General features: G+C 45.2%; 10 protein-coding genes. 6 read left to right on the top strand and 4 right to left on the bottom strand.

Going from position 1 to position 14,442, the window contains the following annotated elements:
- Positions 1–67 precede the first annotated feature (67 nt).
- Complete coding sequence (gene polA / locus R7Z78_RS14230) at positions 68–2,854, top strand: DNA polymerase I (RefSeq protein WP_005379246.1); 2,787 nt, start codon at positions 68–70, stop codon at positions 2,852–2,854.
- Positions 2,855–3,602: 748 nt separating this feature from the next.
- Here polA and yihA read toward each other — a convergent pair.
- Entirely contained in the window at positions 3,603–4,262 is a 660-nt protein-coding gene (gene yihA / locus R7Z78_RS14225) for a ribosome biogenesis GTP-binding protein YihA/YsxC (protein WP_017635019.1), read from the bottom strand.
- Between the two features lie 159 nt (positions 4,263–4,421).
- Between yihA and R7Z78_RS14220 the strand changes: the two genes are divergently transcribed.
- From R7Z78_RS14220 to hemN, 5 genes are all read left to right on the top strand, one after another.
- A complete protein-coding gene (locus tag R7Z78_RS14220; protein ID WP_005379248.1) occupies positions 4,422–5,039 on the top strand; it encodes a c-type cytochrome in 618 nt (205 codons plus the stop codon).
- A gap of 837 nt (positions 5,040–5,876) precedes the next feature.
- Complete coding sequence (locus R7Z78_RS14215; RefSeq protein WP_005379250.1) at positions 5,877–6,515, top strand: class I SAM-dependent methyltransferase; 639 nt, start codon at positions 5,877–5,879, stop codon at positions 6,513–6,515.
- The gene (gene yihI / locus R7Z78_RS14210; protein ID WP_025768295.1) at positions 6,515–7,057 is read left to right on the top strand and encodes a Der GTPase-activating protein YihI; all 543 of its coding nucleotides are present in this window, start codon (positions 6,515–6,517) and stop codon (positions 7,055–7,057) included. Before R7Z78_RS14215 ends, yihI begins: the two co-directional genes overlap by 1 nt.
- A gap of 7 nt (positions 7,058–7,064) precedes the next feature.
- A complete protein-coding gene (locus R7Z78_RS14205) occupies positions 7,065–7,553 on the top strand; it encodes a DUF2489 domain-containing protein (protein WP_005379254.1) in 489 nt (162 codons plus the stop codon).
- Positions 7,554–7,737: 184 nt separating this feature from the next.
- Positions 7,738–9,129, top strand: coding sequence for an oxygen-independent coproporphyrinogen III oxidase (gene hemN, locus R7Z78_RS14200; RefSeq protein WP_025768296.1), 1,392 nt, complete (start codon positions 7,738–7,740; stop codon positions 9,127–9,129).
- A 69-nt stretch (positions 9,130–9,198) separates the two neighbouring features.
- On the opposite strand, the gene add is transcribed toward hemN, so the two are convergent.
- The 3 genes from add to glnG all read right to left on the bottom strand — a co-directional run bounded on the left by add (position 9,199) and on the right by glnG (position 14,403).
- On the bottom strand, positions 9,199–10,203 hold the full coding sequence (gene add, locus R7Z78_RS14195; protein WP_005382965.1) for an adenosine deaminase: 1,005 nt from the start codon (positions 10,201–10,203) through the stop codon (positions 9,199–9,201).
- A gap of 147 nt (positions 10,204–10,350) precedes the next feature.
- The gene (locus tag R7Z78_RS14190) at positions 10,351–12,897 is read right to left on the bottom strand and encodes an EAL domain-containing protein (RefSeq protein WP_085569733.1); all 2,547 of its coding nucleotides are present in this window, start codon (positions 12,895–12,897) and stop codon (positions 10,351–10,353) included.
- A 102-nt stretch (positions 12,898–12,999) separates the two neighbouring features.
- Positions 13,000–14,403, bottom strand: a complete 1,404-nt coding sequence (gene glnG / locus R7Z78_RS14185) for a nitrogen regulation protein NR(I) (RefSeq protein ID WP_005382967.1) — start codon at positions 14,401–14,403, stop codon at positions 13,000–13,002.
- Positions 14,404–14,442: the final 39 nt, after the last annotated feature.

Below are 14,442 nucleotides of genomic sequence, written 5' to 3'. Positions count from 1 at the left end.
AGATTCGGATCAGCAGTCATGGCATCCTAGGCAGATCTCTCAAGTACTGAATTGGATACAGACAATTATGGCAAGTATTCCTGAAAATCCGTTGATCCTTATCGACGGCTCTTCTTACCTATATCGCGCTTTTCACGCCTACCCGGGCACCATGAGCAATGGTGAAATTCCAACTAATGCCGTTTACGGCGTCGTGAACATGTTACGCAGCATGATGCGTCAGTTTGCGTCTGAGCGCATCGCGGTGGTTTTCGATGCAAAGGGAAAAACCTTTCGTGATGATATGTATGCAGAATACAAAGCTAATCGTCCGCCAATGCCGGATGACCTGCGTTGTCAAATTGAACCATTACACAATGTTATTCGTGCAATGGGTTTGCCGCTGATCTGTGTTCCTGGCGTCGAGGCGGATGACGTCATCGGTACGTTAGCATACCAAGCATCACAAAAGGGCATGCCTGTATTGATCAGTACTGGTGATAAAGACATGGCGCAGCTAGTGGATGATAACATTACCTTGATCAACACCATGACGAACGTCGTAATGGATCGTGAAGGTGTGGTTGAAAAGTTTGGCATTCCACCTGAGTTGATCATCGACTACTTAGCACTGATGGGCGATAAAGTAGATAACATTCCTGGTGTACCGGGTGTCGGTGATAAAACAGCGACCGCACTACTGCAAGGTATTGGTGGTCTGACGAAGTTGTATGAAAACCTCGATGATATTGCAGGGCTTGGTTTCCGTGGTTCTAAAACCATGGCGAAAAAGCTCATCGACAACAAAGAAAATGCCATGCTTTCGTATGAGCTCGCGACCATCAAATTGGATGTTGAGCTTGAGGAAACGCCAGAATCATTGCTGAAAGCGGAACCAAATAAAGACGAATTAGTGAAGCTGTATGGCCAACTGACGTTTAAATCTTGGTTGAATGAACTACTTGAAGGCGGTTCTGGATCAGTGGAGGCCGTAGAGCTTGCAGGATCTTCACAAGCTTCTTCTTCTCAAGCCGAGATGGAAACTTCTGCGGTAACAATCGATCGCAGCCAATATGAAACAATTCTGGATAAAGAAACCTTCAATGCTTGGCTAGATAAACTTCAAACGGCTGAGCTGTTTGCATTTGATACGGAGACCGATAACCTAGATTACATGCTAGCGAATCTAGTTGGTTTGTCATTCGCTGTCGATGAAGGTATTGCGGCTTATGTGCCAGTTGCACATGACTATTTAGATGCGCCTGAACAGCTTGATCGTGATTGGGTACTAGAACAGCTGAAGCCAATTCTTGAAGATGCAGCGAAAGCAAAAGTCGGTCAAAACTTAAAGTATGATGCGTCTGTACTCGCTCGTTACGACATTGAGCTAAAAGGTATCAAGCACGACACGATGTTGGAATCGTATATCTACAACAGTGTCGGCGGTAAACACGATATGGACAGCTTGGCGCTTCGCTTCCTACAGCACAGCTGCATTTCTTTTGAGCAAATTGCAGGTAAAGGCAAAAATCAGCTTACGTTTAACCAAATCGAACTGGAACAAGCATCGCCATACGCGGCAGAAGATGCGGATGTGACCCTTCGTCTGCACAATCGCTTGTTTGCTAATATCGAGCAGGATGAAAGCCTGAAGACAGTTTACGAAGAGATTGAAATGCCGTTGGTGCCAGTTCTTTCGCGCATTGAACGCACTGGGGTCTTTATCGATGAAATGAAGCTGAGTGCGCAGTCGGTCGAGATTACCGCTCGCCTTGATGAGCTTGAAAAGAAAGCGTACGAAATTGCAGAGCAAGAGTTTAACATGAACTCGCCAAAGCAATTACAAGCCATCCTATTTGAAAAAATGGGTTTACCGGTTGTGAAGAAAACGCCATCAGGCACACCATCGACGAATGAAGAAGTTCTGCAAGAACTCGCGCTAGACTACCCACTACCAAAACTGATTTTGGAATACCGTGGTTTGGCGAAGCTAAAATCAACTTACACCGACAAACTGCCGAAGATGATCAACCCATCAACGGGGCGCGTGCATACTTCTTACCACCAAGCAGTGACTGCAACGGGTCGTCTATCTTCTACTGATCCGAACTTACAGAACATTCCAATTCGTAACGAAGCTGGCCGTCGTATTCGTCAAGCGTTTGTCGCGCCATCAGGGCATAAAATCTTAGCGGTCGACTACTCGCAAATCGAACTTCGTATCATGGCGCACCTTTCTGGTGACCAAGCGTTATTGGATGCATTCCGTGATGGCAAAGATATCCACGCGGCAACCGCAGCAGAAATCATGGGTGTTTCTATTGAAGACGTTTCAAGTGAGCAACGTCGTCGTGCGAAAGCGGTTAATTTCGGTCTTATTTACGGCATGAGTGCGTTTGGTTTGGCGAAGCAATTAGGCATTCCTCGTGGTGAGGCTCAAGCGTACATGGATACATACTTTGAACGTTACCCAGGCGTGATGCAGTACATGGAAGACACACGCAGCACGGCAGCAGATAAAGGGTATGTTGAAACGATTTTTGGTCGACGTTTGCATTTACCAGAAATCAAATCGCGCAACGGGATGCGTCGTAAAGCTGCTGAACGTGCGGCAATCAACGCACCAATGCAAGGTACGGCTGCGGACATCATTAAGAAAGCGATGCTGTTGGTTGATCAGTGGATTCAGGAAGAAGGCAATGGTCGTGTGAAGTTATTAATGCAAGTACACGATGAATTGGTCTTTGAAGTTGAAGAGTCATCATTGTCCGAAATTGAAAGTAAAGTACAGAAATTGATGGAATCTGCAGCAGAGCTAAAAGTACCGTTGGTTGCAGAAGCAGGTCACGGTGATAACTGGGATCAAGCTCATTAGTCACTTTTAGACCAAAATAACCAATTAATTATGAGCCAGCGCACAAACGCTGGCTTTTTTTTGAGATTAAAAAAGCTAGCGCAAAGTTAACTTTGATGTTGCTTAATAAAAATTTCATGAAAAAAAACTACAAAAATTCTTTGCAATTCTGACCAATTGTTGTACATTAATACTCGTAGGGTACAGAGGTAAGATGTTCTATCTTTCAGACCTTTTGTTTCACGTTATTGGATTAGGCTGATTCAGCCGCCCCAGTCAGTTTTTGACTGGGGCGTTTTTTATTGGACGAAAGAAAATTATTCTTTTGGATCAGTAGCTTAAAGTAATCCTTCAGAAACCTTCTTTTTTGACCTTTCTAAATCACTGCAAAATCTCGATTTTTCCTTCAAATTTATCGCGTTATTCATCCTGTAAATTTACGCCAGTCACACTATTATTTTTTCTTGAAGGAAACTAAGTTACATCTTTTTTGAAGCTTTGCTTGGCTTAACTGTCTGAATTGTAAAGCTATTGGGTGTTTTTCGAGTGAATGTTTGGTGATGCACAGGAAACAAGAGCGCTTTTTAACCTATTGAAATCGAATCTCAGTTCAGCAATGCTTCGTCACATAACAATAATTACCAATTTTTCTCTCCCGTTATCCCTGCCAGGAAGGCGGGGATTTTTATTGCCTGTTATTTAGTTCAGATAAACAAAAGCCCCACCAAATGGCAGGGCCGTGTCGAAGAAATTTAACAAATATTGTTAATTATTCTTCATCGCTCGCTGGTATCTCTTGTTCGTCTTCTTCTATCAGGTGCGCTAGTGCTGGTGCAAACCAGGTATCCAGTTTTGCACGTAGCTGATCGACACCTAATCCTTTCAGTGAAGAGAACACATCAACAGAAACGTCACCACCGAAAGTTTCTACTTGCTTACGAACTTTCAGTAGAGTTTGTTTGCGTGCACCACTTTTTAGTTTATCTGCTTTGGTTAGCAAAACCTGCACAGGAATGTGGCTATCGATGGCCCAGAAAATCATTTGTTGGTCGAGATCTTTCATTGGATGACGAATGTCCATTAGAACCACTAAGCCTTTTAGGCACTCGCGTTTCTGTAGGTATTCACCCAAAGATTTCTGCCATTTGTTTTTCATCTCTACCGGTACTTGAGCAAAACCGTATCCAGGTAGATCGACAATGTGACAACCTTCTTCTACTTTGAAAAGGTTGATTAATTGCGTACGACCAGGTGTCTTTGATGTCTTGGCTAAGCTTTTTTGATTAGTTAGACGGTTAAGTGCACTCGATTTACCAGCGTTTGAGCGTCCTGCAAACGCAATTTCGACACCTTCGTCTTCCGGCAGGTGACGAATATCGGGTGCGCTGGTGATGAAATGCGTATTTTGGTAATGAATTTTTACGCTCACTGTTAACTCCATCTCGACTTTGTGTAGTCGATTGATTACTTTTTTGTGAAAATGTGTAAAATAACCGTGCTCGGCATAAGGTCGCCTATTGTACCATGAGTGTACGCGGTATGTTCACATTCCGTGGTACTGGAAGCTTGATAATTATAATGGAATGTCATGAAGAAATTAGCGCTAATTTTGAGTCTTTTAGCCAGTTGCTCAGTATGGGCCCAAGGTAATATTGAGGCTGGTAAAGCAAAATCACAAACCTGTGTCGCCTGTCACGGAGCAGATGGCAACAGTGCAATAACAACGTACCCGAAACTCGCAGGCCAACACGCTAAGTATCTTGAGAAGCAGTTAAAAGAACTTAAGCTAGGCATGACAAGTGGTGGTAAACAAGGTCGTTACGATCCTGTAATGAGTGGTATGGCAATGCCACTGAGCGATGAAGATATCGCAGACCTATCTGCTTACTACGCTTCGCTACCAGTTTCAGAAAACTCAACACCTGAAGATGTAGTAGCAAAAGGCAAAACGCTTTATACCGCTGGTGATGCCGAGCGTGGCCTAACCGCATGTATTGCATGTCATGGTCCTCGTGGCAATGGTACTGAGCTTTCAGGTTTCCCGAAAATTTCTGGTCAGCATGCTGACTACATCAAAGCTCAGCTAGAAAAATTCCGTGATGGCGACCGTGGTAATGATATGAATGCCATGATGCGCGACATCGCGAAGAAAATGACAGACGAAGATATCGAAGTGCTGTCTAAATACGTTGGCGGTCTGCACTAATATACCTAAATCGCTCAAGATCCTGCATCTTGAGCTGGTTGGGTAGATGTCCCTACATCGTTCGAGCAACTTGTACAAAAATGCCCTAGTAAATCCACTAGGGCATTTTTGTTCGTGATAGATATCACAGTCGAGTGTGGATACGAAAGCGATAGTTGGCTCGGCAGTTTGTGAGACATTTGCCATACTTGATGTTGACTTTTTCTTGTTAGTGTTTTTAAGTTTTTGATTAAATGATAATTTTGATTTTTTAGAAAAATAGGCGGATTTTTTTTCAACCCATTACTTGTGAGTATAACGGGATGGCGTAAAGTAGAAGTCGTTCACAGGGGGTGAATGTAAGGATTTAAGACCACGGTTTAGGTCTCCAAGGATGTAGCTCGGATGCTTGGTGATTTAGAAAGGGATTTAGATAGGTAGGGAGCCTATCAGATAAGGATGGTCATCTCGTCTGACGGTTAAGACAGTGAAACGGATCAGGCACAGGAAGTTGCTCAGTAGACAGGAAGTAAACGGATAGCCAAAATTCATCAGGAAGATGAAAAACAACTCTTTTTGGCAGGGAAAGCTCTAAAAACAAAGGGATCATTGGTGCACCAAATGTGTGCAACACAGTTTCGCCAATTGATGGCACTTAGAAAGCGACAGTCTGACTGTCGCTTTTTTTATATCCGTTGACTTGCTCAGTCGTAACTTGAATTGATATTACTGCACTTATTTAGCTTTATAGGTTGTAAACAAAGTTTTTTAACAAAAATTGCTGAAAAAATACTCAACAACACTCCAATCCGAGTTCACTTTCTGGTATGTTTCGCATCCCTGTTTGAGGAAGTCAGCATGCATACCTGTCCTTTATGCCAAAATCAGCGCACTCACCATTATTTTGAAGATAAGCGTCGTGAATATCTTCAATGTGAGCAGTGCAGCTTGGTATTCGTAAATCCAGACCAACGTTTGGATGCGGAAAGCGAAAAAGCTCACTATGATTTGCATGAGAACAACCCCGATGATTTGGGTTACCGACGCTTTTTGTCGCGTATTGCTGACCCGATCACAGAGCGAATTTCTCCACAATCAAATGGTATTGACTTTGGTTGTGGTCCTGGCCCAACGCTCTCCTTGATGCTGGAAGAGGCGGGGCACAACATGGCGTTGTACGATCTCTACTACCACCCTGATACGTCGGTTTTAGAAAAAACGTACGACTTCATGACAGCAACAGAGGTGATAGAGCACCTCTACCACCCAGATTTGGTGTGGAAGCAATGGTTGAATTTAGTTAAGCCAGGGGGCTGGATAGGCCTGATGACGAAAATGGTCATCGACGTGGAGGCTTTCAAATCATGGCATTATAAGAACGATCTCACTCACGTAGTGTTCTTTAGTCGTGACACGTTCCAGTTCCTAGCAGAGCGGGATAAGCTCGAACTCGAATTTATTGGTAATGATGTAATTTTACTGAGGAAACCCCAGTAATGAGCCGTAGTAAAAAATCTAGAAAACCGGGTGCCGCTGGTGCACCTGAGTTTGTTGTAACTCGTAACCGTACAGAATCTGATGTGGAAGGCCGCTTACGCAAGCGTGCTAAAAAGCGTAAAGGTCTGAAAACGGGTAACCGTAACTCAGAAGTTAACGAGCAGAAAAAGCAAGCTGCTGCACAAAATCGCGACCCGCGCTTAGGCAGCAAAAAGAAAATACCTCTGATTGTTGAACCTGCGAAGAAAATGACGAAGCAAGAGCGTCGTTTGTCGGCAGAGCAAGAACTAGAGATGCTAGAAAATGACGCGCAATTGAACGTGTTGCTAGACCGTATTGAAGCGGGTGAAAACCTGGGCACAGGTCTACAGAAATTCGTCGATGAGAAACTCGATCGCATTGAGAAGCTAATGGACCAACTAGGCTTGTTGGAACCTGAAGAAGAGGAAGATTTCACTGCACCTGCTAAGAAAAGCACGCGCAACGATGATGACTTGCTGGCAGATTTCGACGACATTAATTTCGACGACTATAAAGGATAATTAAGCTATGAATGTAACCTTATTAGCTATTGCTGGTGTTGTGATTATCATCGCACTCGCTTCTTATGCAGGTTACCTTCTGCTTCAGTTGAAAAAGCAAAAGGAATTGCAGCTGAAGCATCAAAAATTGGCGATAGACAAACGTAACGCCAACATTTTTGAGAATGTGCATACCTTGTGTCAGGCGGGCATTCAAGGCCAGTGCGATTTATCTGAAATCAGTATCCGTGTGTATAACATCATGGATTATGTACAAGGTGAAGACCGCGTTGATTTCGATAAAACGTACCCTGCGATTTCTGAGCTTTACCACATCGTGAAAGATATGGCGCGTGGCGAAGAACGCCAACAACTTGCCAAGAAAGAGCGTATGCAACAGAACTTGACGCGTCATAAAGCGGAAAGCCGCCTCACTGATGCGATTATTGAGGAGCTCAAAGTGTTGCAGAAAAACGTCCAGCCACTGAATAATCAAATCAATATTCAGATGATTTAAGCGCGACCTCCAATAGTCTCCTTATGGCTAATGGGGGTATCGTGATCACGCTAGCACTTCTTTAGTTTTATACTTAAAAAGCCAGTCGGCGTTGCCACGCTTGTCATCGTCGTATGGCAAAATAGCGGCTCTGAATATCGGGTGACGGCTTTCGTTGCCCTAGCATTTAACGGAAAGTACCACCATGTCGAATCAACACACTGAATCGAAACAGCAAATCGTCTGGGATCAAGCGGTATTGGATAAGTACAACTATTCCGGGCCTCGTTATACGTCGTACCCAACGGCGCTGGAGTTTCATGAAGCGTTCACCATTTCTGATTATGATATGGCATGCACTCAATACCCAGAACGCCCATTATCGCTGTACGTACACATTCCGTTCTGTCACAAGCTTTGTTACTACTGTGGATGTAATAAAGTCATTACGCGCCACTCGCACAAAGCGGATGAATACCTCGACGTGCTTGAACACGAAATTCGTCAACGTGCTGCATTACTTGTGGGTCGCACCGTGACGCAATTGCATTTTGGTGGTGGTACACCGACGTTTCTCTCTGAAAAGCAAATCACGCGTGTAATGAGCCTGCTACGCCAAGAGTTTACTTTTAGTAGCGATGCTGAAATCAGTATCGAGGTTGACCCGCGTGAAATCGAGCTGACCATGCTGGATCATCTGCGTAGTGAAGGCTTCAATCGCTTGAGCATCGGTGTGCAGGACTTCAACAAAGAAGTGCAAAAACTGGTGAATCGTGAGCAAGATGAAGAGTTCATCGTTGCGATGGTTGCGCGCGCAAAAGAGTTAGGCTTTCGTTCGACGAACCTAGATTTGATTTACGGTTTACCGAAGCAGACCAAAGAATCTTTTGCCAAGACTCTAGAACAAGTGCTAGAGATGCAGCCGGGCCGTCTATCCGTGTTTAACTACGCGCACATGCCACAGCTATTTGCAGCGCAGCGTAAGATTAAAGACGAAGACCTGCCAAAAGCAGAGGAGAAGATGGCGATTCTGCAAGACACCATCGCGACACTGACTGGTGCTGGCTACCAATTTATCGGTATGGACCACTTTGCTTTGCCGGACGATGAACTTGCTGTTGCCCAGCGCGAAGGTATTTTGCATCGCAATTTCCAAGGCTACACCACACAAGGTGAATGTGACTTGGTTGGCTTTGGTGTTTCTGCAATCTCGATGATCGGCGATGCGTACGCGCAAAACCAGAAAGAGCTGAAGAAATACTACGCTCAAGTCAACGAACTTCGTCACGCTCTATGGAAAGGGGTCTCGCTGGACTCTGATGATTTGCTCCGTCGCGAAGTGATTAAGCAGCTGATTTGTAACTTCAAGTTAGACAAGAAAGCCATTGAGTCTGAGTTTAAAGTGAGGTTTGAACAGTACTTTAAAGAAGATTTGCAGCTACTTCAGACCTTTATTAACGATGAGCTGGTGGAAGTGGATGATAATGAAATTCGTGTGACGCTGCGAGGTCGTTTGTTGATCCGTAATATTTGTATGAGCTTCGATAAATACCTACGAGCAAAGGCACGTCAGCAACAGTTCTCTCGTGTTATTTAATCAGAGATACAGATTCAAGATATAAAAAATGCCAGCAGATGCTGGCATTTTTTTATGTTTTCGCTGGATTTAAGCGCGATCTTTTACTTTTTCTCTCAGTTCCGATTTTTCTGCTTCTGAAAGGAACGCAATCTCAAGGCCATTGATTTGCGCTTGGCGAATCTGGTCTTGGCTCAGGCCAGCGGCTGGTGCCGCTACTTCGTATTCGTATGGCAGTTCGATGCCTTCAACCGCTGGATCGTCAGTGTTCAAACACGCAAGAACGCCATGCTCTAGGAACTGCTTGAGAGGGTGGTTTTCTAGCGTTTCTACCGTACTTGTTTGGTAGTTTGACGTCAGGCAAGATTCAATACCAATGCGGTTTTCTGCTAGGTAATCCATCAGTTTTGGATCGTGAATCGCTTTTACGCCGTGACCGATACGAGTTGCGCCCAGCTCATTGATTGCTTGCCACATGCTCTCTGCACCTGCTGCTTCACCAGCATGGACCGTTACCCCAAGGCCAGCATCGCGTACTTGCTTGAAGTGAGACACAAAACGATCACCCGGTTGGCCTAGCTCGTCACCCGCAAGGTCGACGGCAACGATGTGATCTTTCTGGCTCAGAATGCCGTCCAGTTCTTGTTGACATGCGTCAGTGCCAAATGTGCGACTCATGATACCGATCAGGTTGGCTTTCACGCCAAAATCGCGCATACCTGCTTGCACACCGTCCACGACGGCTTCAACAACCCCCGCTACTGGTAGCTTGTGTTTCATCGCCATGTAGTAAGGAGAGAAACGCAGCTCAGCGTAATCGATTTGCGCGTTTAGCGCGTCTTCTACGTTTTCGTACGCGACACGACGACATGCATCTAGATCGCCCAGTACAGCAACACCCCAGTCGAGCTTAGAAAGGAAAGCAACAAGAGAGGGTTCCGCTTCGACAATTTGAACGTGAGGAGTGAGAGACTCAATATCGTACGCTGGTAGGGCAATGCCAAACTTTTGGCCTAGCTCAAGAATCGTTTTAGTACGAATGTTACCGTCGAGGTGACGGTGCAAATCAGTAAGAGGAAGGTTCTTCGTTATCATTTTGTCGATCCGGATAGTTATGAACTGGAACAGGGCCCAAACATCATCTGTGACAATACATGGGTAAGATTTGCAGTTAAGTATAAATAACAGTTGGGTAGATTGTCAGTAGAGGATGACTAGGAAATCAACGATTCTCGCTCTTTTCTACTTCATGTTCACCAAATGTGTTGGCCATTCTTCTAGTGGCATAGGGCGGCTGTAGTAGAAGCCTTGCACCTGATTACAGCCTAAAGAGCGCAGTAATTGTGCTTGATTGCTATCCTCGACACCTTCCGCGACGACATTAGTTTTGAGACCTGCTGTGATATTGATGACGGCAGCGACGACTGAACTGTTTAAGTTTTCTTGTGTGAGTTGATTGATGAAGGTGCGATCAATCTTCAAGCAGGTAAACGGCAGAGAGTGGAGGTAACCCAGTGATGAGTAGCCGGTGCCAAAGTCATCTATCGCGATACCAATACCCATTTCACGCAGTTTAGTCATGTTTTCTAGTGTGGTCGGTGCGCTATCAATGATGCGTGATTCTGTGATCTCTAGTGTGAGGTTACTTGCTGGTAATTTCGTGATATCCAATACGCTTGTCACCGTATCAACAAAACTTGGGCAAGATAGTTGATTAACGGAGATATTCACATGCAGTTGGAAGTCCGACGGCCACTGTTTGCTTTCGATCGCTTGGTAAGTGTCGCGACAAGCTTGTAACAGAATCTGTTGGCCGATGGCTTTGATCATGCCGCTTTCTTCCGCGATTGGGATAAAATCTAATGGTGACACCATACCTGAGTCGCTATGCCAACGCGCAAGTGCTTCGGCGCCACACACTGTGCCACTGTCGAGATCCACAATCGGTTGGTAATGAGGAATAAACTCTCGGTTTTCAATGCCAGTTTGGATCTTGGTCAGCATTTGTGTACGAAACTTTGAAGCGCTCGCTAGTTCTGGGCTGTAGTGACAAACACCAGTCAGTGAGTCTTGTTTGGCGTAACTTAATGCGATGCTGGCGTTGCGTAACCATAAAGGCATGGTTTCGTTTGGCTGGGTTTGTACAATACCAAGTGAAATCTTCATCACTACATTCTCGCCTTCCACCATAAATGGGGTGGAAAAGAGTTGCTGTAATCGACGCTCGGTTTGTTTAATTTTGGTTTCCGTGTCGACATTTGAGAGAAACACCGCGAATTCGTCACCACCAATCCGAGCCAATAATGCGTTGTCACGAAACTGCTGTTTTAACCTTTTAGCGATGCTGACCAACAACTGGTCGCCGTTGTGATGACCCACACTGTCGTTGATATCTCTAAATTTGTTGATGCCAAGTAAAAATAAACTGCCGTGACAAAGATGAGACTGATTTTCACAGATTTCGACCAAACCCTGACGACTATATAAGCGTGTCAGAGAGTCATAAACCAACTGTTCACGCAATGCTTTGAATGACGCTCTTAGATTGTTCGCCATTTCATTAAAAGCATGAACCAGTACGGTTGTCTCATATACATAACCAGGCTTTGGCATGCCGCTATCCCAATCCCCATTTGCCAGGTGCTGAGCGGCGGCGGCCGTCGCGTTAATTGGTCTAGTAACTCGGTTGAAAATGATCCAACTGATGGCGATCCCAAATAGGCTTACAATAATGCCAACGAGCCAACTCTCTTGCTGGCTTTTCGGTAACAGGCCGAGAAGCTCGGACTCCGAAATGGAGGTGCCAATAAACCATGTTAAGCCATCTTGGTCTCGATACGGGGTTAGCCGACTGAAAATACGTTGGCCATCATGTTCAAATGAAAAAGTATAAGGTTGCTTGGTGTTGTTGAGATCGAAAGACCGGACGCGGCTCGCACTGATTTTGATGATCGGGTCTGCGTTTTCAGCGGCAAGCAAACGCTGCCCTTTATCCGAAAATTTTGTGCCCCATGAGATGACGCTTCCCGGGCCTGAGTGAGCGATTAAACGATGATCTGGGTCCATGATGTAGACCGACGCTTTAGTGTTGTATTTTAACTCGCGCAGGAACTCGTTGAATGTATTGATACGAATGTCTGTCACCAAAACACCAGCAAATTGGTCGTGTTTGTACACCGGCGTCATGGCTGATAGCGTAATATCCTGGCGTTCATCAGCGTTGGTATAAATTTCAGACCAAGTGGCGTTTTGGCTATCTGCAACGGGCTTATACCATGGGCGAGTGCGAGGATCGTATTGGGAGATAACCGTTCGAATGTTGTTACTCACATGGTTGGTTCCATAAATAACCAGATCACCATCGGTGTGGCGATCTTGCACCATTAAGGTGTAATCGTCGGAAAGCTCGCGGCGAAAGCCTGCAAAGTCGCCGTTTTCTGAACCAAATGCGATTACATCCAACTGCGGTATCGATTGGTAAAGATTTTTGAATGCACTCAGCAGGTAGTTTTGAATGTCTGAGGTATCGTGAGGGCGATAAAGGTTGTGATAGCTGACGTTGTGCGCGAGAGCCATAACCGCAGTAAAAGGCTTACGTAGATAGCTATTGAGGTGGTCGTGGACGCTTTCGGTTAACACGGAAAGTTGCTTGTCACTGATATCCGTGACCACTTCTTCGTAACTTTGTTTTTGGACGTAGACAATGACACCGATCGCCAGTAAGAAGATCATGACAAATGGAATCAGAACAGCAGTACGCAGTGTAATTTGAGTCGTAGCAGTAGACATCGCCTAATCACATAGATGGTGGTGCGCCACAATTGTACTGATGTTTTTATTAATATCGAGTGACAAACGACGCTCGTTGTTAACGCACCACGTAAGTGATTGTCAGTACAATTCTTTTAATTTTCTGGTGAGTGTATTTCGCCCCCAGCCTAATACTTTAGCGGCATCTTGCTTATGACCTTTAGTGTGCTCTAAGGCTGCTTCTAATAAAATGCGTTCAAATTCTGGTAAAGCGTAAGAAAGTAGTTCTTTATCTCCTGCTGCGAGTGAATGCCGTGCCCAATCCGCCAATTGTTCTTGCCAACTACCATGTGCAGAGTCTGAAATGGATTTTTTCTCTTCGAGTAGTTCGCTTGGCAAGTCATTTGGTAACACTTCGCTACCACTGGCCATAACGGTTAACCAACGGCAAATATTCTCTAATTGACGAACGTTGCCAGGCCAATCAAGGCGGTTAAGAATCTCCACGGTCGACGGGTGGAGAGTTTTTGTTTCCACACCAAGCTCATCAGCCGCACGGATAAGAAAATGCTGTGTAAGCTTTTCAATGTCTTGCTTACGCTCACGCAGTGCCGGGATCTGAACGCGAATCACGTTTAAGCGATGAAATAGGTCCTCACGGAAGTCACCTTCGTGCACCAGCTTTTCTAAGTTCTGGTGTGTTGCCGCGACAATTCGTACATCGACACTGATCGGAGAGTGACCGCCCACTCGATAAAACTGCCCGTCAGCTAGAACGCGTAGTAAACGAGTTTGAATGTCCAATGGCATGTCGCCGATTTCGTCTAAAAATAGAGTGCCGCCATTGGCTTGTTCGAATCGTCCTTGACGAACATTGTTTGCCCCCGTAAACGCGCCTTTTTCGTGGCCAAACAGTTCCGATTCAATCAAGTCTTTGGGAATCGCCGCCATATTGAGCGCAATGAAAGGTTTGTTAGCACGTGGACTGTGACGGTGCAGTGCATGAGCAACGAGTTCTTTACCCGTGCCCGATTCACCGTTAATCAAGACTGAAATAGAGGAGCGAGAAAGACGACCAATGGCGCGAAACACCTCTTGCATCGCTGGTGCTTCACCGATAATTTCAGGCGTTTCTGCTGGAATGTCTTCTGGAGAGAGCTGCTCGCGTTTGTGTTCGTGGCTGTGTGCAATGGCTCGTTCAACCAGAGTTAAAGTTTCATCAATATCAAAAGGTTTTGGTAAATATTCAAAAGCACCTTTTTGGTACGCATTCACTGCCGCATCTAAATCTGAATGCGCGGTCATGATAATCACGGGAAGGTCTGGGTAATCGCGCTGTACTTGCTTTAGTAGCTCCAACCCATCAATACCTGGCATGCGAATGTCTGATACTAGAACATCCGGCACTTCGCGTTCGAGCGCCATTAACACGCTTTCTCCATCGGCATAGGTTTCACATTTGATGTTGGCAGAGGAGAGCGTTTTCTCCATTACCCAGCGAATTGAACTGTCGTCATCAACGACCCAAACATATCCTTTACTCATGTAGTAATCCTTGCAGCAAACCGAAAAACTGACGCGACT

This window comes from Vibrio sp. 1167, assembly GCF_033340375.1.
GTDB classification, from domain to species: domain Bacteria; phylum Pseudomonadota; class Gammaproteobacteria; order Enterobacterales; family Vibrionaceae; genus Vibrio; species Vibrio alginolyticus.
The sequence above is the reverse complement of the archived record's forward strand: the minus strand, read 5'-3'. Positions and strand labels throughout refer to the sequence as shown.

Bases quoted from the DNA above. Each gene is read 5' to 3' on its own strand.
- R7Z78_RS14215 (WP_005379250.1), top strand. From the start codon at position 5,877: ATGCATACCTGTCCTTTATGCCAAAATCAGCGCACTCACCATTATTTT.
- add (WP_005382965.1), bottom strand. From the start codon at position 10,203: ATGATAACGAAGAACCTTCCTCTTACTGATTTGCACCGTCACCTCGAC.
- R7Z78_RS14205 (WP_005379254.1), top strand. From the start codon at position 7,065: ATGAATGTAACCTTATTAGCTATTGCTGGTGTTGTGATTATCATCGCA.
- hemN (WP_025768296.1), top strand. From the start codon at position 7,738: ATGTCGAATCAACACACTGAATCGAAACAGCAAATCGTCTGGGATCAA.
- R7Z78_RS14190 (WP_085569733.1), bottom strand. From the start codon at position 12,897: ATGTCTACTGCTACGACTCAAATTACACTGCGTACTGCTGTTCTGATT.
- yihI (WP_025768295.1), top strand. From the start codon at position 6,515: ATGAGCCGTAGTAAAAAATCTAGAAAACCGGGTGCCGCTGGTGCACCT.
- R7Z78_RS14220 (WP_005379248.1), top strand. From the start codon at position 4,422: ATGAAGAAATTAGCGCTAATTTTGAGTCTTTTAGCCAGTTGCTCAGTA.
- glnG (WP_005382967.1), bottom strand. From the start codon at position 14,403: ATGAGTAAAGGATATGTTTGGGTCGTTGATGACGACAGTTCAATTCGC.
- polA (WP_005379246.1), top strand. From the start codon at position 68: ATGGCAAGTATTCCTGAAAATCCGTTGATCCTTATCGACGGCTCTTCT.